This window comes from Flavobacterium sp. N2550 (genome assembly GCF_025947265.1).
Taxonomy (GTDB): domain Bacteria; phylum Bacteroidota; class Bacteroidia; order Flavobacteriales; family Flavobacteriaceae; genus Flavobacterium; species Flavobacterium endophyticum.
In genome coordinates, this window is sequence record NZ_CP110007.1 from 479,153 (window position 1) to 500,140 (window position 20,988).

Annotated in this window: 20 protein-coding genes; 13 read left to right on the forward strand and 7 right to left on the reverse strand. The window is 44.1% G+C overall.

All coding sequences use genetic code 11. The features are described 5' to 3' along the window. Positions 1-241 precede the first annotated feature (241 nt). Positions 242-598, forward strand: coding sequence for an ArsR/SmtB family transcription factor (locus tag OLM56_RS02105; RefSeq protein ID WP_121375419.1), 357 nt, complete (start codon positions 242-244; stop codon positions 596-598). Positions 599-600: 2 nt separating this feature from the next. Beyond that, positions 601-1,443 carry an SRPBCC family protein gene (locus OLM56_RS02110; RefSeq protein WP_264528149.1) on the forward strand — a complete coding sequence of 281 codons (843 nt, stop codon included), beginning with the start codon at positions 601-603 and terminating at the stop codon, positions 1,441-1,443. Between the two features lie 85 nt (positions 1,444-1,528). Here OLM56_RS02110 and OLM56_RS02115 read toward each other — a convergent pair whose 3' ends face one another. The 4 genes from OLM56_RS02115 to OLM56_RS02130 form a co-directional block, all read right to left on the reverse strand. Beyond that, the gene (locus tag OLM56_RS02115; RefSeq protein ID WP_264528150.1) at positions 1,529-2,152 is read right to left on the reverse strand and encodes a GyrI-like domain-containing protein; all 624 of its coding nucleotides are present in this window, start codon (positions 2,150-2,152) and stop codon (positions 1,529-1,531) included. Positions 2,153-2,309: 157 nt separating this feature from the next. After that, positions 2,310-6,065, reverse strand: a complete 3,756-nt coding sequence (locus tag OLM56_RS02120; protein ID WP_264528151.1) for a T9SS type A sorting domain-containing protein — start codon at positions 6,063-6,065, stop codon at positions 2,310-2,312. A gap of 115 nt (positions 6,066-6,180) precedes the next feature. Next, complete coding sequence (locus OLM56_RS02125; RefSeq protein ID WP_264528152.1) at positions 6,181-8,784, reverse strand: ATP-binding protein; 2,604 nt, start codon at positions 8,782-8,784, stop codon at positions 6,181-6,183. 218 nt (positions 8,785-9,002) lie between these two features. Next, a complete protein-coding gene (locus OLM56_RS02130) occupies positions 9,003-9,161 on the reverse strand; it encodes a hypothetical protein (protein ID WP_264528153.1) in 159 nt (52 codons plus the stop codon). A 15-nt stretch (positions 9,162-9,176) separates the two neighbouring features. Between OLM56_RS02130 and OLM56_RS02135 the strand changes: the two genes are divergently transcribed. The 3 genes from OLM56_RS02135 (at position 9,177) to cysK (ending at position 12,433) form a co-directional block, all read left to right on the forward strand. Beyond that, positions 9,177-10,091: a T9SS type A sorting domain-containing protein gene (locus OLM56_RS02135; protein ID WP_264528154.1), complete on the forward strand. Its 915-nt coding sequence runs from the start codon at positions 9,177-9,179 to the stop codon at positions 10,089-10,091. A 529-nt stretch (positions 10,092-10,620) separates the two neighbouring features. Further along, complete coding sequence (epsC, locus tag OLM56_RS02140; RefSeq protein ID WP_264528155.1) at positions 10,621-11,484, forward strand: serine O-acetyltransferase EpsC; 864 nt, start codon at positions 10,621-10,623, stop codon at positions 11,482-11,484. A 37-nt stretch (positions 11,485-11,521) separates the two neighbouring features. Beyond that, positions 11,522-12,433, forward strand: a complete 912-nt coding sequence (gene cysK / locus OLM56_RS02145; protein WP_264528156.1) for a cysteine synthase A — start codon at positions 11,522-11,524, stop codon at positions 12,431-12,433. 262 nt (positions 12,434-12,695) lie between these two features. On the opposite strand, the gene OLM56_RS02150 is transcribed toward cysK, so the two are convergent. Continuing rightward, positions 12,696-13,448 (reverse strand): hypothetical protein, encoded by a 753-nt coding sequence (locus tag OLM56_RS02150; RefSeq protein ID WP_264528157.1) that lies wholly within the window; start codon positions 13,446-13,448, stop codon positions 12,696-12,698. Positions 13,449-13,695: 247 nt separating this feature from the next. Here OLM56_RS02150 and OLM56_RS02155 point away from each other — a divergent pair, with 247 nt between their 5' ends. From OLM56_RS02155 to OLM56_RS02165, 3 genes are read left to right on the forward strand one after another with little or no spacing between them, the layout of a single operon-like run. After that, positions 13,696-14,739 carry a sensor histidine kinase gene (locus OLM56_RS02155; RefSeq protein WP_264528158.1) on the forward strand — a complete coding sequence of 348 codons (1,044 nt, stop codon included), beginning with the start codon at positions 13,696-13,698 and terminating at the stop codon, positions 14,737-14,739. Next, positions 14,736-15,461 (forward strand): LytR/AlgR family response regulator transcription factor, encoded by a 726-nt coding sequence (locus OLM56_RS02160; protein ID WP_121375428.1) that lies wholly within the window; start codon positions 14,736-14,738, stop codon positions 15,459-15,461. The genes OLM56_RS02155 and OLM56_RS02160 overlap by 4 nt, the downstream gene beginning before the upstream one ends. 22 nt (positions 15,462-15,483) lie before the next feature. After that, on the forward strand, positions 15,484-16,476 hold the full coding sequence (locus OLM56_RS02165; protein ID WP_264528159.1) for a hypothetical protein: 993 nt from the start codon (positions 15,484-15,486) through the stop codon (positions 16,474-16,476). Positions 16,477-16,481: 5 nt separating this feature from the next. Here the strand turns inward: OLM56_RS02165 and OLM56_RS02170 are convergent, their stop codons facing one another. Then, the gene (locus OLM56_RS02170) at positions 16,482-17,378 is read right to left on the reverse strand and encodes a LysR family transcriptional regulator (RefSeq protein ID WP_264528160.1); all 897 of its coding nucleotides are present in this window, start codon (positions 17,376-17,378) and stop codon (positions 16,482-16,484) included. A 100-nt stretch (positions 17,379-17,478) separates the two neighbouring features. Between OLM56_RS02170 and OLM56_RS02175 the strand changes: the two genes are divergently transcribed. The 5 genes from OLM56_RS02175 to OLM56_RS02195 all read left to right on the forward strand — a co-directional run bounded on the left by OLM56_RS02175 (position 17,479) and on the right by OLM56_RS02195 (position 20,421). Beyond that, a complete protein-coding gene (locus tag OLM56_RS02175; protein WP_182492922.1) occupies positions 17,479-18,072 on the forward strand; it encodes an NAD(P)H-dependent oxidoreductase in 594 nt (197 codons plus the stop codon). A 2-nt stretch (positions 18,073-18,074) separates the two neighbouring features. Beyond that, a complete protein-coding gene (locus OLM56_RS02180; RefSeq protein ID WP_264528161.1) occupies positions 18,075-18,365 on the forward strand; it encodes a putative quinol monooxygenase in 291 nt (96 codons plus the stop codon). Continuing rightward, the gene (locus OLM56_RS02185) at positions 18,365-19,348 is read left to right on the forward strand and encodes an aldo/keto reductase (RefSeq protein WP_264528162.1); all 984 of its coding nucleotides are present in this window, start codon (positions 18,365-18,367) and stop codon (positions 19,346-19,348) included. Before OLM56_RS02180 ends, OLM56_RS02185 begins: the two co-directional genes overlap by 1 nt. A gap of 85 nt (positions 19,349-19,433) precedes the next feature. Then, positions 19,434-20,030 carry a Crp/Fnr family transcriptional regulator gene (locus OLM56_RS02190; protein ID WP_264528163.1) on the forward strand — a complete coding sequence of 199 codons (597 nt, stop codon included), beginning with the start codon at positions 19,434-19,436 and terminating at the stop codon, positions 20,028-20,030. A 97-nt stretch (positions 20,031-20,127) separates the two neighbouring features. Beyond that, positions 20,128-20,421 (forward strand): hypothetical protein, encoded by a 294-nt coding sequence (locus OLM56_RS02195; protein ID WP_264528164.1) that lies wholly within the window; start codon positions 20,128-20,130, stop codon positions 20,419-20,421. Between the two features lie 66 nt (positions 20,422-20,487). Here OLM56_RS02195 and OLM56_RS02200 read toward each other — a convergent pair whose 3' ends face one another. Continuing rightward, positions 20,488-20,961, reverse strand: coding sequence for a hypothetical protein (locus tag OLM56_RS02200; RefSeq protein WP_264528165.1), 474 nt, complete (start codon positions 20,959-20,961; stop codon positions 20,488-20,490). Between the last annotated feature and the right edge of the window lie 27 nt (positions 20,962-20,988).

Below are 20,988 nucleotides of genomic sequence, written 5' to 3' on the forward strand. Positions count from 1 at the left end.
TTTTTAGGGGTAAAAAACAGCTTAAAAGCGTCAAATTTTCGAAAAAATGGTCTGTTTTTTACGAGCAAATTCGCCCTGAGTAATTATTTTACGAAATAAAAATTCAAAATAGGTGTCATTTTGTGCTATTATGCTACTCAATCCGAGCAATAAATTCTTTGTACAATTTCACTAAAAAATTCATTTAAAATTTGCGTAACCAAATGGTATCCTATATATTTGTAACCAAATGGTAACTTATATGGAATTAAGAAGAGATGTGTTTCAGGCAATTGCCGATCCGACAAGAAGAGAAATTATCGATTTACTAAGCAATCAGTCTATGAACCTTAATAGTGTTGCTGGTCATTTTGACATTAGCCGTCCGGCCATTTCAAAACACATCAAAATACTAACAGAATGCGGATTGATTATTATCAAGCAGACAGGAAGAGAACGCTACTGCAAGACAGATCTGCACAAGTTGCAAGAAGTAGACCTATGGCTGAATCGGTATAGGGAATTTTGGAACAAGAAACTCGATGCCCTTGGTTCTTACCTTGAACGTCAAGACGATGCTGATCTGCCGAAAGACAAAAATCATCTTAAAAACAAATAAATATGGAAACAAAACCACTTGTTTTAGAGCGTACGTATAACGCGCCTATCCAAAAGGTATGGGATGCCATCACCAACCGAGACCAGATGAAGGAATGGTATTTTGAATTTGAGGAATTTAAGCCCGAAAAAGGATTCAAATTTCAGTTTACCGGGGGAGATGAAAACGTACAGTATCTTCACGAATGTGAAGTATTGGTAAGCGACCCTCCTAACAAAATCAGCTATTCATGGAGGTATCCAGAATACAAGGGATATTCAGTACTGACATGGGAGCTTTTTAGCGAAGCAGAAAACAGGACCCGGCTAAAGCTAACTCATGAAGGACTGGAGAGCTTCCCTCAAGAAAATCCAAACTTCAGAGTCGAGAGCTTTACTGGCGGTTGGAACTATTTCGTCAACGAGGCGCTTCCAGCTTTTGTAGAAACAGAAGTCATCAAAAAATCGGTTGCTATTAAAGCCAAACCTGAAACTATATGGGACATTTTGCTTCATCCAAACGACCAATGGGCAATAGCATTTGGTGGCGGAGCATTGGTGAAGACCGATTGGAAAGTAGGTTCTGATGTAGTTTGGACCGACTTAGAGGGTAATGTCGGTGCCTACGGAATTGTGAAAGAACATGATCCGATGGAATACCTTCAAGTCCAAATGTACGATGAAGTTGATCCTGCACCCAATGCGGAAATAGGAGATTATAAAGAGAACTATACATTGACAAAAGCTGATAATGGAGATTTTGTATTAAACGTTGAGTCTGGCCCGATAGCGAAAAAATATGTCCAAAATCATGGTGCCATGTGGGATTCTGCCTTAAAAATCATCAAGGATTTATCAGAGAAATAAAGAAAACCATTATTTTTTAAAAACCCTGAAAGTTAGCACTCTCAGGGTTTTTATTTTAGTGATATTGGAAGCTTTAAAGCAGCACCTATTTCACTGGTTCTCTTAAAATAGTCTTTAGTTTGTCTGGGGCTGTCCTATTAAAATCGGATAAATATATTTCATGATGCAGTCCGTTTTTTTGGAATCGGTTTTCTTCTATAAGTTTCTTCATTTCCTGCAATGTCTCTCCTTCTTTTGAAAATGGGCCTACATGAAGCATCTGAACAGATTTACCTTCGTTCATTCGGAAAAATTCGATTTCTTTTATGAGTTCCAGTTTCTTTTTTGCGAAAGCAGTTTCAATTCCCCTATTCACATCGTTCTCGATTATATAGTCGGGCATTCTTATCAATAAACGATATTCCCACTCGCTTCTAGCGATTACCTTGGGTGCTTCCTCCATAGAAACATTTCCAAACTTGTTTTCATCATACCACCATAAGCCTTCTAATTTTGAGACCGTGAAATCTTTGTCCAATTGCTTGCACATAAACTTGATGGCATAGGCAACTGTATAAAGCGCTTGTATCTTTTCCGAAAAAGATTTTTCTGAAGGATCACCTTTTCCCGTCAAGGAGAGGAATTGTACTGGTTCGATCTCAACAATTTCAGGCGTTGTTTTAGAGGTGAAGTACGTCTTGTACTGCTGCGTTAAATTTAATTTTTTCATGAGTAGTTGTATTTGCGATTCGTACACAAAATAAAACCCCTCAAGTGACAACCCTATGGCAGCAGGTTTCTAGTTTAACAAATTTTATTGCCGCAGTTATAAACAAAAAGCCCCTACTCTTTCGAAAAGGGGCGTTTTTAATAAGCATAAAACTATTTTATTTCTTCACAAATCTTGCATTGGCTCCCGATACCGATTTTATAAAATACATTCCAGAAGCTAGCGAACTTACATCGACTGCATTATTCCCAGCTTTCAAAGATTCTTGCTGGATTGTTTTTCCTGTCATGTCTACAATTACAATTTCGGTAGCTTCATTCAATTGGATAAACAATTGATGAGTAGCCGGATTTGGATAAATTTTCAATCTGTTTTGCTCAAATGTGTCCACGTCCAGATTGGTTATCTGAACACAGTTTGACGTTGCAGAACATCCGTTTTGAGTCACGATTACTGCATAAGAACCATTTCCGCTTGCTGTATAAGAAGCATTTGTTGCTCCATTTATTGGCTGGTTATTCGCACAATTAATCCATTGATACGTAGCTCCGGTTGCAGTTGCCGTAATGGTACTACCTTGAACAGAGGTCGCCGTATTTATCGAAGTCACCATAACCGTCATTGTTGCTGTCGAAGCACACTGTCCCGTGTTTGGCGTAAAGGTATAGGTTGTCGTTGCGGTTGTGTTTATGCTAGGACTCCATATTCCCGTAATTCCGTTATTAGAAGTCGCTGGCAGCGTAAAGGATTCCCCTGAACAAATTGGCGCTACCTGCGTAAAACCAGGAACAACTGGAGCAGAAACATTCATCACAACAGCATTGCTCGTGGCAGTTAGTGGAGAGGCACAAGAAGCATTGCTTGTCATTACACAAGTAACACTGCTTCCGTTTGCCAATGTCGTACTAGTGTAAGACGGACTGTTTGTCCCGACATTATTTCCGTTGACTTTCCACTGATAGGACGGCGCAGTACCGCCATTGGTAGGTGTTGCCGTAAAGACAACACTTTGTCCTTGGCAGATTGAAGTGGCCGAAGCATTGATTGCCACAGAAGGCGTGCAAGCCACCGGAGGCGGTCCGATCAAACAAATAGCAAAAGAAAGCGTATGGATGGTCGCCGAAGCATTCAGTACACGTACATAATACGTCCTGCCGACAACAAAATTATTACTTGAATAGCTTATACCATCCGTATTGTATGGAGTACATTGGAGTCTGTTTCCACTACAGCTTTCTTCATAAATCTCTAGAGCGAAATACATCGTCCAGCCCGTCGAAATTCTGGCAATATTGACCGACATGGTCTGTCCTGTAGCCGTAAATTTATACCAGACATCCTGCGAGGAGCCTAGCGCGCAGGTAGGGGCAACCCCGTCCTGCAGCGCGCCGCTGAACGTGCCAATAGTATTCACACAGCTGCTGTTCGGAGTCAATTCCGTAGCAGTAGCACAAATATCATTAGCCGGTTTCGGGAAGGCCTGCAGGCAGATGTTGAAGCCCAGCGTATGGATGGTCGCAGAAGCATTCAGCAAGCGCACGTAGTAGGTCCTGCCCACCACAAAATCGGTATTATAGTAGCCCACGGAATTCATGTCCGAGGTAATGCACTTGAATCGGTTGCCCGTGCAGCTGTCCTCGTAGATTTCCATGGCAAAGTACATCGTCCAGCCCGTCGTGGCCCTGGAAACGGATATGGCCATCGTCTGCTCGGTAGCCGTAAATTTATACCAGACATCCTGCGAGGAGCCTGGCGCACACGACGGTGCTGCCCCGTCCTGCAGGGCGCCGCTGAACGTGCCGAAGGTATTGGTACAGGTACTATTAGGTGCCAGCAGCGCGGCATTCGCGCAGGTATCGTTCGCCGGCTTCGGCAAAGCCTGAAGGCAGATGTTGAAGCCCAGCGTATGGATGGTCGCGGAAGCATTCAGCACGCGCACGTAGTAGGTCCTGCCCACCACAAAATCGGTATTATAGTAGCCTACGGAATTCATGTCAGAGGCGATGCACTTGAATCGGTTGCCTGCGCAGCTGTCCTCGTAGATTTCCATGGCAAAGTACATCGTCCAGCCCGTCGTGGCCCTGGAAACGGATATGGCCATCGTCTGCTCGGTAGCCGTGAACCTGTACCATACGTCCTGCGAAGCGTTTGGCGCGCACGATGGTGCAGCCCCGTCCTGCAGGGCGCCGCTGAACGTGCCGAAGGTATTGGTACAGGTGCTGTTAGGCGCCAGCAGCGCGGCATTCGCGCAGGCATCGTTCGCCGGCTTCGGCAAGGCCTGAAGGCAGATGTTGAAGCCCAGCGTATGGATGGTCGCGGAAGCATTCAGCACACGCACGTAGTAGGTCCTGCCCACCACAAAATCGGTATTATAGTAGCCCACGGAATTCATGTCAGAGGTAATGCACTTGAATCGGTTGCCTGCGCAGCTGTCCTCGTAGATTTCCATGGCAAAGTACATCGTCCAGCCCGTCGTGGCCCTGGAAACGGATATGGCCATCGTCTGCTCGGTAGCCGTAAACCTGTACCATACGTCCTGCGAGGAGCCTGGCGCACACGACGGTGCTGCCCCGTCCTGCAGCGCGCCGCTGAACGTGCCGAAGGTATTGGTGCAGGTACTATTAGGCGCCAGCAGCGCGGCATTCGCGCAGGTATCGTTCGCCGGCTTCGGCAAGGCCTGAAGGCAGATGTTGAAGCCCAGCGTATGGATGGTCGCGGAAGCATTCAGCACGCGCACGTAGTAGGTCCTGCCCACCACAAAATCGGTATTATAGTAGCCCACGGAATTCATGTCCGAGGCAATGCACTTGAATCGGTTGCCTGCGCAGCTGTCCTCGTAGATTTCCATGGCAAAGTACATCGTCCAGCCTGTCGTGGCCCTGGAAACGGATATGGCCATCGTCTGCTCGGTAGCCGTAAATTTATACCAGACATCCTGCGAGGAGCCTGGCGCACACGACGGTGCTGCCCCGTCCTGCAGCGCGCCGCTGAACGTGCCGAAGGTATTGGTGCAGGTACTATTAGGTGCCAGCAGCGCGGCATTCGCGCAGGTGTCGTTCGCCGGCTTCGGCAAGGCCTGAAGGCAGATGTTGAAGCCGAGCGTATGGATGGTCGCAGAAGCATTCAGCACGCGAACGTAGTAGGTCCTGCCCACCACAAAATCGGTATTATAGTAGTCTACGGAATTCATGTCCGAGGCGATGCACTTGAATCGGTTGCCCGTACAGCTGTCCTCGTAGATTTCCATGGCAAAGTACATCGTCCAGCCCGTCGTGGCCCTGGAAACGGATATGGCCATCGTCTGCTCGGTAGCCGTAAACCTGTACCATACGTCCTGCGAGGAGCCTGGCGCACACGACGGTGCTGCCCCGTCCTGCAGCGCGCCGCTGAACGTGCCGAAGGTATTGGTGCAGGTACTATTAGGTGCCAGCAGCGCGGCATTCGCGCAGGTGTCGTTCGCCGGCTTCGGCAAGGCCTGAAGGCAGATGTTGAAGCCGAGCGTATGGATGGTCGCAGAAGCATTCAGCACGCGAACGTAGTAGGTCCTGCCCACCACAAAATCGGTATTATAGTAGCCTACGGAATTCATGTCCGAGGCGATGCACTTGAATCGGTTGCCCGTACAGCTGTCCTCGTAGATTTCCATGGCAAAGTACATCGTCCAGCCCGTCGTGGCCCTGGAAACGGATATGGCCATCGTCTGCTCGGTAGCCGTGAACCTGTACCATACGTCCTGCGAGGCGTTTGGCGCGCAGGTAGGGGCAGCTCCGCTAATAGTCATTCCATTAAATGTTCCGCTTATGTTAGTACAGTTAGCGCTCGGAGTTAATTGTATTGCATTAGAGCATTCGTCATTGGCATAGGAGGTAATGTGCCAAAAAAAGACAAAAAAGAGTAATAGACGTTTTGTCATAAATAGTTATTGATTTGATTGTTGATTACGTCGGTAAATTTAGATTTCTGGCCACAATTAGCTATGTAATCATGTTGCCAGATTATGTATCATTGTTGCATTTATCTGAAAATCATTACTTTTTAAGAAAGTGGCTTGGTGATTTTCCAAAGTATTCCGTAAAGGATTTTGTGAAATAGGATTGGCTGCTGAAGCCGCATTTATACGCAATTTCGGTGATGTTTCCTTGGTTGCCAGACAAAAGATCTTTGGCTTTTTCAAGACGGATCATGCTGATGAAATTGGTTGTAGAAAATCCTGTGAGTGCCGTTAATTTTCGATGGAGCTGGCTTCGGCTGACCGACATGTCATTAGAAAGTTCTGTAACCGAATAATCTTGATTATCGATATTGCTGATGATGCTAGCGATAACTTTATTGACGTATGCGTTTTGGCTCTTGGTCCGTTCTTCGAATGTTTTTTCGGATTGGATAGAGTCTTTATACGCTTCTTTATTCCGCTGGACAGTGGCAAACAAATTCTGTACCGTCAGCTTTAATTCTTCTGGTGAAAAAGGTTTCGAAATATAAGCGTCGGCCCCGTGCTGCAGTCCTTTCAAACGGCTTTCGAGCGAGGCTTTTGCAGAAAACAAGACAACAGGCAGATGGCTTGTCAATTCGTCTGCACGGATTTCCTGTAGCAATTCGATTCCGTCTTTTTCTGGCATCATGATGTCGGAAAGGACAATATCTGGCAAATTTTCACGAATCATGCCTATAGCTTCCTGTCCGTTTTTGGCATGCAGGACCTGGAAGTTTTCTTTCAGTACAAACATACTGAAAACGGCTGTATCGGCGTCATCCTCTACTAATAGCAGTAACGGAATGCCATCATTATGAATCGTTGTATCAACTGCAGCAGTAAATTCTTGTATCGGAAGAGACACGACAAATGTGGTTCCCGCGGGACTGCTTTGAAGCTCGATTGTTCCTTGCGCCAAGTCTACCAATTCTTTCACCAATGACAAGCCTATGCCCGTGCCATTGACATCCGACGTTTCTTTTCCTCTGAAAAAACGCTGGAACACTTTTTTCTGTTCTTGCTTGGGAATTCCAGGGCCGTTATCGTTTATGCGGATTATCAGCTTGCCAGCTTCTATCTGGGACGCAACTTGAATTTCTGATGCTGGAGGACAATATTTTACAGCATTCCCGATAAGATTGGAAAGTATCTTTTCTAAAGCATTTGAAGGAAATGAATAGTGTTTTTCGGCATTATTCTTAGTGTGGACAATGCGTATGTCTTTGGACTTGGCTTCGCCTGCAAAACTGCCGATGTTGTTTTCAATAAAACCATCAAGATTTCCGGTCGTGTAATGCAGCTGAAAGTTTCCTTTTCGGAGTTTTGACGCGTCCAACAGTTCGTTGACCAAGCCCATCAGCTTTTTCGAATTGCGTTCCATCAAGACCAGCTGCTCCTGATGCGGAGTCTCCGGGTGCTGCTTCATCATCTGGATTGGGCCGTCGATAAGCGTGAGCGGTGTTTTTATGTCATGTACTATATTTTCAAACAGCCTGAGTTTTTCCTGCTCAAATTTTCGGGTAATCTTTCTTCTCTGGAAGACCAGGTACATAATGAATCCGGCAATCACAAACAGCGAAACGGCACCGAATAAAAGCCAAATCTGCTGGTTTTTAGCTTTTTCAATTACATGCTTGTGCCGCTGGATTTCTTTTTCCTTTTTTTCGGTTTGGTATTTGATTTCCAGTTCTTCGATTTCTTTTTTGTTGGTTGCTGCAAGCAGGCGCTGGCGCGTTTCGGTTTCCAGCTTTTTATAATGATAGGCATTTTTAAAGTCTCCCATCGACTCATATAAAGCGCTCATCCTTTCAAACAAAGCAGGCTTATAGGGGTCTTCTGGCCTCAATTCATTTACGGCAATCGCTTTTTTCATGTATTCGATTGCTTTGGAGTAGTTTTTCTTCTCCAGATAATAATCGCCCAAATTCTGATGGGTAGTCATCATGTTGAGATAGTCCTTGTTTTTTTCAGAAAGCACAAGGCCTTTTTCATAATAGTAAACGCAAGAATCCGATTTTGTACCCTGATAGGCCGCTCCGAGAGAGTTGTAGACCGTGGCCAGATAATTGTCCTGCTTGTTTTTTAGAAGTGTTTTTTCTGCTTCCTTCAGCGTCTTTATGGCCTCATCAAAAGATTGGTTCATGATCTGCAGAGCCGCGAGATTTGCGGCGATAAAGGAATAGTATTGGTAGTCGTTCGCCTCTTTCTTAGCCTGCGCTGCCTGCTTTAGATAGGACTCTGCTTTCTTTGGATCGTTCAGGTAGAAATAACAAGTGCCTATGCCGTTGTATAGCGTTCCCGCTAGGGATTTTTCATTGTGCTTTTCAGCCAGCTCAAGACCTTTTAGGTAAGAAGCAATGGCTTCCTTCATCTTGTTTTGTTTCTGATAGGCTTCTGCAATCAGCGCATACGAACGGATCACGACGGTCTGATTGTTTGTTTTTTTCCCAATGGCTTGCGCAATGCGGCTGTAGTAGATGCAAGAATCTTGATGGGTTGGCAAAAAATGTCTCGCAATTTCCAGGTTGAGCTCGCCTTTTCGAGGCTCTTCTGCTTTTTTTAGGAGGGTCTGCAGTGAATCCGCAGTATTTTGGGAGTGCGACTGTTGGGGTAAAAGAACACAAAAAAATAGCGTCAGGTAAAAAACAAAATTTGCCATAGGTTTTATAGGGGGACTGTGGTATATGCTTCTGAATTGTTTACAAAACTATTAAAATTCTTTACAATTCCTATTCTGCCGAAATGCAAACACTGCTTTTACGCCCAAAATATGTTGCAAAAATCTGCTTTCTCCGACAAATTGTTAATAAGTTTTTAATTACCGTGAAACTTCAAGATAAAATAACGCCTAATTTTCGCTTCTCTGTAAACTGCCGGTTATTCCCGCCCGGCGATAGGATTCCCAGAAAAACTGACGGCCTTTATTTCTAGGGCCGCAGCCAAGCTATTTAGAGCAACAGTAACAACATTCGCAAGCGAAAACTTGTCAGGAATTGTCCTGCGCCCTGTTTTCTGCGGATTAAATTTAGATAACATTAAAACCAAATAACTATGAAAAAGATCTACACCTTATTTCTTGCGTTCACGTCAGCAGCAGCCTTTGCCCAGCAGACCATTTCTTTCGAAACGTCAGAAGGCTATCAGCCCGGAACCTTAAACCAGCAAAATGGCTGGGAAGTGACAGAAGGCTCTGGCGGCTTTCTTCTCAATCAGGTCATAAGCAATGAAAAGGCTTCTGCTGGCAGTTTTTCTTTTAAAAATGCTTTCGAGCCTAGCTTTAACGACCAGTTTTTACCGATATTCGGGGCCTCAAAAATTTTCGATGTGCCTCAGGGGTTTGCTAATTTCACCATCACTTATGATGTATTGGCTACAGAACAGCAGGGCTCTGACTTTGAATTCACGCTCTTTGCCATAGACGGCAACGAAGAATATGTGCCTGTTGCCGGAGTCGGTATCGAAAACAGAGGGTATATCTACTTGATCAAAGATGTAAATTATGGCATTCATTATGCCGAGGCCGAGTGGACTCCAAACCAATGGGTCGCCATCAAGATTGAGGTTACTGCAGATGAAATCAAGTACTATGTCAACAATGTATTAGAAAAAACCATCGACAATTATACCGATCTGGAAATTGCCGGCTTTACTATGCTGCACAATAATTATGGCGGCAATGCGTATTATGACAATTTTGCAATCACCAGCGGAAGCTTGGGCACGACTCCTGTTGAGAATCCTTCTTTTGCAGTATATCCAAATCCGGTTCAAGCGACTGTTTCTATCGCATTGCCTTCCAATACAGCACTAGCGGAAGCGGCATTTTATACAATTACCGGCCAAAAGGTGCTGCAGACCGACCGAAGCGAGAATATTGACATCAGCGCGCTTGCTGCCGGAACGTATTTTCTTAAAGGCAGTACTACAGACGGAACGTCATTCGCTAAAAAGATTATAAAAAGATAATCAGGCTAGAAAAGAAAGGTTTCTCTTTAACATTTCAATTTCCCAAACCTTGACAATTATTAGATTTTATAACAGAATAGGGCCTTAAAAAAATCGATACTTCAATTTTTTAAACCTTAAAAAAACAATTTCTGATTTCGGTGTTAACAGCCAATTTAAAGTTTGAAAAGTGGAGAAAACTTTATAAGTTTACTGTACTGATTTTAGAAAGAAATTAATGAACAATCCATTTATAATGAAGCGTATGGCTTGCATCTGCTGCTCGAAAAACGAGGAGTGATTTGTCAGCTTTAGCAATTTATAAAACGATTCAAGCATAACAAAAACTCCTCAAGAAATTGGGGAGTTTTTTTATTTAAAGCATTATATAAACTATGGTTTCAAACTTATCACTTTTAAACGAAATGTGCTGCTGTCTGCTTTTGTGGTCAAGAGGTAGCCGCCCTATTTATAACGCCCCGATATAATTAGCCCCGCCAAAGCCTCTTGAAATTCTCAACAGGCTTTTTTTATATCACAGAACAAACGAATGTCAAACTTTAAAAAACGAATCCCTCTTGCCATGCCCGAGAAGTCAAAAAACAAATCGCTCTACCAGTCTAATTTTTCGGAGAAAAAGATTTTTCTGGATAAGAAAAAAGCGAGCTATTGGATTACCGAATTAGCGTCCTGGCTTTTCTGCAGCCAGAAAGAATATATTGATTTTAGCTTTTTCGAAAAGAAGGAATTTGAACTGAAACTGCTGCTGAAAAAACTCTTAGAAGCCGAATCGTTTGCAGAAAAAGAAGCCTCGCAACTATCCGAAGCCTTTTTTGAGAACGCAGCCTCGCTGCACAAGCTGCTATTGGAAGACTTAAAAGCCGTGCTGGAATTTGACCCTGCGGCCAAATCAAGAAACGAAGTCATCCTCGCCTATCCTGGATTCTTTGCGGTCACGGTCTACCGCACCGCTCATATATTGTGGCAGGAAAAGGCGCTTACCTTGGCCCGACTGGTTTCGGAATATGCCCACAGCGCCACCGGAATTGACATCCATCCGGGAGCCGTTATCGGCGAACGGTTTTTTATCGACCACGGAACGGGAGCGGTTATCGGCGAGACGACTAGTATAGGAAACGACGTGAAAATTTACCAAGGCGTTACCCTAGGTGCCCTAAGCGTGAGCAAAGACAAGGCCGAAGAAAAACGGCATCCGACCATCGAAGACGGCGTGATTATCTATTCCAACGCGACCATTTTGGGCGGCAGCACGGTCGTCGGAAAAGGAGCTGTCATCGGAGGCAACGTCTGGATTACCAATTCCATTCCGGCAGAATCGCTCGTCTTCCACAAAAGCGAAATCATCATCAAGAGCAAGCAGGTATTTCCAGAAGCGCTCAATTTTAGCATCTAAATAAAAAGCATCCTTAAATTTAAAAAATAGAAAGAACATGAAAGCAAATAGTATTTTAGAAACCATCGGCAAGACGCCCGTGGTGAAAATCAACCGATTGTTTGGCGAGACCAAGAACATCTGGATAAAACTAGAAAGAAACAATCCCGGAAACAGTATCAAAGACCGTATCGCCTTGGCCATGATCGAAGATGCTGAGGCAAAAGGACTGCTCAAGCCGGGCAGCGTGATTATTGAGCCGACATCGGGCAATACCGGAATCGGACTGGCGCTCGTGGCAGCAGTCAAAGGCTATAAGGTCATTTTAGTCATGCCAGAATCCATGAGCGTGGAGCGCCGAAAGCTGATGGAAATTTACGGTGCCGAGTTCGAGCTGACGCCGCGCGAGAAAGGAATGAAAGGGGCTATCGAAAGAGCCAATGAACTGGTAGCCGAAACACCAAATGCTTGGTCGCCGAAACAGTTTGAGAATCCTGCGAACGTGGAAGTGCATAAAAACACTACGGCTCAAGAAATACTAGAGGATTTTCCGGACGGACTGGATTATATCATCACGGGTGTGGGCACCGGCGGACATATCACGGGCGTAGCCGAAGTCCTGAAGAAAAAGTTCCCTAACCTGAAAGTCATAGCCGTCGAGCCCGAACTGTCGCCAGTCTTGAGCGGCGGAAGCCCATCGCCCCATCCCATCCAAGGAATCGGCGCTGGTTTTGTACCTCAAAATTATCACGGCGATGCAATTGATGAAATCATTCAGGTAAGCAAGGAAGATGCTTTTGACTATGCGAGGGCTATCGCAAAAAAAGAGGGCATCTTGGCAGGAATTTCTACAGGAGCTTCTTTGGCCGCTGTCGCAAAAAAAATAGCTTCGCTGCCAGACGATGCACGAATACTGACTTTTAATTATGATACGGGAGAACGCTACCTTTCTATCGAAGGTCTTTTCTAGACTCGGCCTCGGTAGGGTGCGTGTTTTTATCAATTGCAGCCTAGAAGAGTGCAACAGACTGCGCAGAAGGGTGTGATTGGTGCGTTTTTGAGGCAAAAAGAGCCGTAAATGGCGTTCCATCACCCGCGCACGGCCCTCGGAACCCCGCCGATGGCGTTCGGAACGCCATTCGCGGGGTTCTTGACGTATAAATTGGCGTTACCCTACGCCAATTTTGGCGTTCGGAACGTCAAATTTGGCGTTCGCAACGTGTCTTTTGGCGTCAGGCAACGCCATTCGCGGGTGATGGAACGCCATTCGCGGGGTTCTGAACGCCAAATGCGACATTCAGTTCGATAATTTCTGAGGTATAGAAATCAAAAATAAAGATCTTGTCAAAATCCGATTCGAAGGTCTTGGCCTGTATCGCCTCGTCAATCAAGAACGACTTGCAGCAATGGTCGATAGAGCTTAAGATTAAGACGAGCCATTGTTTTTCGGGCACCGCTTGAATCGGCTGGCTCTTGGCAATGATTCCTGCAATAGCGCTGCTGCTGCACTCGACAATCTTGAAGTCGCGGTTGACAATTTTGAGTTCCGAAGAAGGCAGCTTGCGGATGCGTTCTACATATTTATATAAGATGACCTCGCCTTTGATGCCCGAAATAATTTCGTTTTTCAGGTTCTGCATTTCTCCAGCATCAAAATTAGCATTCGGCTTCCTGAATTCTACATTATAGAGTCCGGTATATCGGGAACCTAAAGCTGTCAATTCGATTTCGATTTCTAAAAGGATTTTTGAGATGGCGTTTTTTTTCTGGTTCAAGAGCAGGTCTGCGCACTGCACGTTAATCTTCTCTGGGCCTTGGGAGCCCCCGATGATGAGCTCTCCTTTTTGCGAAATGATGGCCTCGCCGTCATACGACTCAGCAAATTTCCACAAATCAACAATTGCTTTGATTTCTTGCTCTTTCACCCTTTTTTTCTGCTTTGAGCTTTCTATGGCATCCATCCAGTTTTCTATTGCTTGAATCATCTTCATCTTTTTTTATTCAAAAATAGAGCGAACACCAAAGCTGGCTGGCTTTTTTATACGAACCGCCTTTTATTTTATACTAAATCCTTAATTGTAGTACTAAAAATGCTTCGGATAGGGTTTTGTATAATTTAATTCAGGTTTTGTATAATATAATATCTTGTTAAACAGTTTTTAAGTTACTTCGCATCAAAATTAACAGCAAGCAAAAGCTATGTTTGACAAAAATTGTAACAAAAACTGGTTCATGGAGTTTCTTATCGCTCCAAAATACAGGATATACAGGCACCTGCTGATTTTCGCTTATATGATTGCTATATTTATTGTCTCCAGAAACTCGTCAGAAGAGGTGGGGGATGATGATTATTTAAGAAGCATTATTTGGAACATTTATTTTCTAGCCATGTTCTATCTGAACATGTATGTACTCATGCCTGCTTTTCTGTATAAAGGAAGGTACCTTACTTATATTTTCAGCCTAATTACTATTATCATCTGTTGCTATCTCATAGCCACAGTGTTAACGGAAACCTTTATGAAAGGCTACGATTTTGTAAATGAAGCAAAGGAGAGCAACTCGTTCAAGAATTTTTTCGTAACAATCAACATGCTCACCCTCATGGTTTTTGCTTCTACATCGATCAAGCTGTTTCAGCGGTGGGCAAGAGACAGCGATAGGATCAACGAGCTGGAAAAAAACTCGCTCCAGATTGAACTGCGGGAACTGAAGAACCAGATCAATCCGCATTTTCTCTTCAATATGCTGAACAATGTGAATGTGCTCGTCAAAAAAAATCCAGACAAGGCGTCTACGATTATCATGAAACTTTCGGATTTCTTGAGATACCAGCTGTATGACAACAACCAGCATTCGGTACTGCTGCTGTCGGAAATTCAATTCCTGAACGATTTTATGGAACTGGAGAAAATCCGCCGCGACGATTTTAATTTCAACCTCAGCATACAGAACGAAAGCCTTAACGAAAATATGATTTCGCAGCTTGTGCTTCCGCCCAACTTGTTCATCACGTTTATTGAAAACGCAATCAAGCACAGTGCCGATGTCGACAGTCCTTCTAAAGTAGACGTGAGCTTTACGGTTTATAAAAAAGAACTGCGCTTTGTCTGTTCCAACACAAAACCTGCAGAGCCTATCGATAGCGACAAAAAGGGAGGCCTCGGACTGGCCAACATCAAGCGCAGGCTGGAACTTCTTTATGGAAAGGATTTCAGGCTCGAGATCGAAAATAATGACACCAACTATACAGCAACCTTAACCCTACCTATATGAACTGCATAATCGTTGATGACGAGCCGTTGGCGAGAGAAGGAATGCTGCTACTGCTGCAAGACATTCCGGACCTGAATGTGATCGGGTGCTTCAATGGTGCCAAGAAAGCGCGCGAATTCATGCAAGAAAACCCCGTTGACTTGATTTTTCTGGACATACAGATGCCTGGAATCAATGGATTGGAATTTGCCGAATCGATTTCTGAAAACACCTTGATTATTTTTACTACGGCCTTCTCGCAATATGCCCTGAAAAGCTATGAGGTCGATGCCATAGATTATCTGGTCAAGCCGATCATCAAGAGCCGCTTGGACAAATCCATAAAAAAAGCTTTTGCTTATAAAGAGCTTCTGGCCAATAAGGAAGGAAAAAGCACGCTCGAAAGCCTGGAACAAGATTTTATGCTCATCAAGTCGGATCGAAAATTTCACAAGATTCTTTTTCGCGACGTGCTCTATATCGAGGGACTGAAAGATTATGTCGTGATTTATGCCAACGACAGCAAGATCATCACGGCCATGAACCTCAAGACCATTTCGCAGCATTTGCCGGAAGCCCAATTCGTAAGGGTCAGCAAATCGTATATGGTCAACGTGCAGCACATTGATTCTTTTGACAACCACACAATCCATATAAAAACCTCAGAAATTCCGATCGGAGATGTTTTCCGAAAAAAATTCCTGGAGCAGTATTTAGGAAAGAATATTTCCGACCGATTATAACAAACCTTTTTATAAACAAGCTATGAAATTAAAGTTTTTGCCATTGGCAGTATTCTTTTGCGCATTCGTGAATGCCCAAGAAAACGAAGAATTGAAGGAAAAAGTAAAGGAAGCCGTGACAGATCGATTTCCTACGACGCGATTTCTGGACATCCAGTACCAGCAATATCTACCGACCGATTTTGACTCGGAACTGTTTGACAGGGCCTTTGAAGAAGGGGAAATCAAGAACCATTACCGATTGAATGCCAATACCAATTTTACCATCTTCTCTAAGCCAAGATGGAATATTACGACTTCGCTCAACTACAAATATGAGGCTTTTGAGCTTAATGATGTAGAAAATGTTGCCGGCGATGCGATTGCTCCTTACAACAAAAATGTAGATTTCCACTACCTTTCTGCTACGTTGAGCTTTACGTATTTTGCCAGGCTGTTTAACAAGCCGTTTATCTACAATGCCAGCTTTACGGCAGACGGTTCTGAAAAAGATGTAGAGCGATTAAAAGGTTTTGTAGGCGCTTCGATCATCTTGAAAAAAACAGAAAGAACAATGATTGGCGTGGGTGCCGTTATCTTTATCGACCCTGCTTCTCCGATTCCGGTCGCTCCTACCTTTATCATGGAGCATAAGTTCAAAAACTCGCCTTGGGTCATGGATTTGATCCTTCCGCAGCGCCTTTTGTTCCACAGGCCGCTATTTGAAAACGGAAAGCTTTCTTTGGGAACTGAATTGAGCGGCGACGGATTCTATGTCTACAATAAAGCGCCAGGTTTTGCCGATGTTTATGATTACCGCGTTTTAGAACTGCGTTCCGGAATTACATACGAACACCGCATCAATACTACGATTATTGCTACGTTCAAGACAGGCTTGTCGAATGTGTTTAATTCGAGATTATCCGAAAGAGGCGAAAACACCAACGATTATATCTTTTCGACCAAACAGGACCCTACAGGCTATTTCAGTCTCGGAATTTCTTTTATGCCTAATTTCAAGAAGAAAAAAGAATAAGGCTATTATCCCATCACTTCTATAAATATCTTTTTAATCAAGGCAATCTCGTCCGCGTAGATTGTCTTTTTTCGTGTGGCAAAATGGAGCGTATTCTCTAGCGGGGTCTTCCCTTTCCAGACCATCTTGATCAGCCCGCTCTCGATTTCTTTTTTGCACAAGAAATCAGGAATTACTGCCAGTCCCTGTCCGCTGCTCAGGCAACGCACGATAGAATTGAGGTTCGGGACGATATAATTGGGACGGAAGTCGGGGTATTTGTTAAAGTTCAGTTGCCAGAACCGTCTCAGATGTTCCATATCGCCCGTCGTGCCGTACCATTTCTGCTCTTTCAGCCAAGCCTCGATTCCTTCTATGTCGCATGTTTTTTCCAAGGCGTCAAATGTAGCGACATCAATATCGTTGCCTCCCACCAACACGATGGTTTCCGATGAAAACGGCTGGTAGTCGATGCTGCTCTTCGGAACCATCTGCGGCGTGATGATAATATCTAGAATTCCTTTTTCCAAGTTCTCTACCATTTCCGGATATTCCCCGAACTGGATGATAACGTTGAATGGCAATGTAGAAATATACTGCTCGAGCGTAATCTGGAAAGTCTCAAAGCACATTCCAACACTGATGGTGGGCGTGTGTTTTTCGGTACTCCGCTGGAAATTCTTTTCGGCTTCTTCCAGCTTGGTCATGGCTTCGATGATAAAATTATAAAGTACCTTTCCTCTTTCCGTTGGCACCATCTTGCGGCCCGTGCGGTCAAACAATTTATAGCCCACATAATTTTCCAGCGAGCTTAAGTGCAAGCTCACTCCTGGCTGGGAAATAAACAATACTTCCGCAGCTCCTGTCAGCGTTCCCGATTTGTAGACCGCCTTAAATGTCCGGTACCATTCTAGATTTACCATGATTAAACTATTATAATTCTGATGCAAAGGTATGAATTAAGTTATTTTAATAATAGATAATGCCGCCGTAAATTTGCATCATCAATTAGATAGAAGACTTATGAAAAAAATATTTATCATTAATGGAGGTCAAAAATTTGGCCATTCGGGCGGAAGGTTCAACGAAACTATCTCGCAAGAAACTTTGAATTTTTTTAAAAACAATCCCAATTTTGAAGTAAAGCTGACCGATATCAACCACGACTACGACCCTGCCGAAGAAGTACAGAAGTTTGTCTGGGCCGATGTCATCATCTACCATACGCCGATCTGGTGGTTCCAAGTGCCGCACGACTTCAAAAAATATATAGACGTGGTCTTTACGGAAGGGCATGCAACTGGAATTTACAACAGCGACGGCCGCTCTTCTCAAAACCCTGCCATCAACTACGGAACCGGAGGCATGCTGCACGGCAGAAAATACATGCTGACGACTTCATGGAATGCGCCGAAAGAAGCCTTTACGCTTCCGGGAGAGTTCTTTTCACAAAAAAGCGTCGATGAGGGACCTTTGTTTGGCTTCCATCGCATGAATGCTTTTACCGGAATGACGCCTCTGGAAAGCATGCATTTTCATGATATCGAGAAAAATGCCGACGTAGCCAGAGACTTAAAATTGTATAACGAGCACTTGAGTAAAATCTTCATAAACTAATCATGGCTATACATTTGACCGCAATAATCAAAAGCAGGCCCGAGCATACGGAAGAGGTAAAAACCTACCTGCTGAACATGGCGCTGCATTCTAAAAAAGAAGAAGCCTGCCTACAATACGACCTGCACCAGAATAATGAAGAGCCGAGCATTTTTGTGTTCCATGAAATCTGGACAGATGCAAAAGGACTGGAAGAACATAACGCAAAGCCATACATTCAAGATTTCGTAAAGGCCTCTGAAGCGCTTCTGGAAGAAAACGTAATTATTTATAAAACACAAAAAATAGGATAATGGACTATCGAAAATTAGGAAGTTCGGATTTGGAATTATCGGCTATCACTTACGGAGCTTTTGCCATTGGCGGCAACATGTGGGGCGGCAACGAAAAGCAGGATTCTATCGCTGCGGTGCATGCCTCGCTGGACCACGGCGTTACTTCGCTAGATACAGCTCCTTTCTACGGTATGGGACTAAGCGAAGAATTGATTGGGGAAGCCATCAAAGGGAAAAGCCGCGACAAGCTACAGCTGCTTACAAAATTCGGCCTCGTATGGGACGGAAGCAATAACGGAAAGGGAGATTATTTCTTTGATGCTTCTGCAGACGGAAAAACATTTCCAGTCTATAAATATGCTTCAAAAGCGAATATCATCAAAGAACTGGAAGAGAGCTTGAAACGCCTCGGTACCGATTATATCGACCTGTTGCAGATTCACTGGCCCGACTCGACTACGCCGATTGACGAAACGATGGAAACTTTAAATCTTTTGATGGAGCAAGGAAAAATACGCGCTGCAGGCGTCTGCAACTACGACCTCTCGCAATTGAAAGAAGCAGAAAAAACCCTACAGTTGGCTTCGAACCAAGTTTCGTTCAGCATGCTAAACAGGGCTATCGAAAAGGACATTGTGCCTTATGCTGTTGAGAAAAACATGGGCATCATCGCCTACAGCCCTATGGAAAGAGGACTGCTGACCGGAAAATATTTTAAGGAGGCCAAGCTACAGTCTGACGATCATAGAAACGGCTACTTCGGACAGTTTTCTGCCGAAAGTGTCAAAGCGCTTTTAGACAAGATCGAGCCGATTGCGCAAAACAAGAACGCTTCTTTGTCGCAACTGGTCTTGCGATGGACAAGCTTGCAGCCGGGAATCAGCGTAGTGCTGGCAGGCGCAAGAAATGCGACACAGGCTATTGAAAACGCAAAAGCCGCAGCAGTTTCCATCACCGCCGACGAAATGAAATTTATTAATGATGCGATACTAGAAATGTAAGGATGGGCTCCAATAGCAATCTGCTTTTTTAGTAAATTTACCCAGCTCTATTCAAAAAGGGCTGGGTATTTTAGTTTACAAAAACATGATTGAAGAACAACTTCTGTTGGCGTTCGGCGCCCATACAATCGTACTCAAAAAAGGAGAAATGCTTTTTGAGGAAGGTGCTAGTGCGAAATATTTTTTCCAGGTACATTCTGGAGAAATCAAGATGAACAATTTCAACGACGAAGGCAAAGAATTTATCCAAAGCATTTTTGGCGAAGGAAACTGTTTTGGCGAGCCGCCTTTGTTTATCGACAAGCCTTATCCTGCTAATGCTGTTGCTATTGCCGATTCTGAAATTTATGCTATCTCAAAAGAATCGTTTTTTAAATTGCTGTATTCAAATCCCGAAGCGCACCTGAACATGACGGTCAATCTTGCCCAGCGCCTTTATTACAAATCGGTCATGGCTTCCGAAATTTCTTCCCAAGAACCAGAACACCGTATCTTAAAGCTGATTGATTATTTTAAGGAGTCTATCAACCAAATACAACCCGATGAAAAATACAGAGTAGACCTCACCCGCCAGCAGATTGCCGACCTGACCGGACTGAGAGTCGAAACCGTAATCCGCTCCATAAAATCACTCGAAAAAAAGGGACTGCTTTTGATCGAGAACCGAAAAGTTTTTCGATAATTTTTTTGCAATTATTTCACCTAATATGATTTAAGTCATAAAATGCTGGCGGGATGTGTAGCTAACTTTGTTACTATAATTCTAAAGCACTTTTATCATGAAAACATATCATAATTATCTGGAAGGTTACAAACGAGGTCTTATCGGTTTTGCTACATTGAGCATTCTTGCCCAAAGCTGTCTAGGTTCTATTGCCGTAATGCTTATTCTTATGGGAGGAACTTCAGTCGGACAAATGATACAGTTATTTTTTGTCACCATCTTCTGTATGGGATTTAACGGAGCCGTCTTGTCACAGCAAAAACCAAAATTTGTATTCGCAACACTTATCATCAGCGTCACGCTTAGTATTGTCTTTTCAATCGCAAACCTGCTTTCTTTGATAGGGTAATGGGCTATACTAAAACAGAAAAGCCTCCAAGATTATTGGAGGCTTTTTTATTGGGAATGTAGCTGTTTATGCTTTTGGTAATGGCTGTCCGACAGCAACATCGCATCTGTGGCCTGGCTGTCCGTGTGGCGGATTCATACCTGGAGCAGTTACGACATTTGCATTGTTCACCGGCGTTACTGTAGTTGGAGCGGCAGTTGCAGTCGGCTGTGTTGGTTGCGGCTGCGCAGCAGGTTTTTGTCCTGGAGGCGAATTTAACGGAGCCCCTACAGGAATATCGCATCTGTGTCCTGGCTGTCCGTGTGGCGGATTCATACCTGGAGCCGTGGCTGTAGGCTGTGGTTGAATCTGCTGTGGCTGTGCTTGCACCGTTTGCGGCTGAGCAGTAACCGGAACTTGTCCGTCTGCAGGAGCAGCTGTCGGATCTGCTGCAACAGCTTCTGCTGGCGCTGCACTTTCTTGAGGCTCTAATTCTTTTTTACATGAAGTCATGAACAGTGAAACTGCCAAAAGCGAGCCAGCTATTATTTTTGTTTTCATTGTTAGTTTTTTAAATTAAGAATTCAA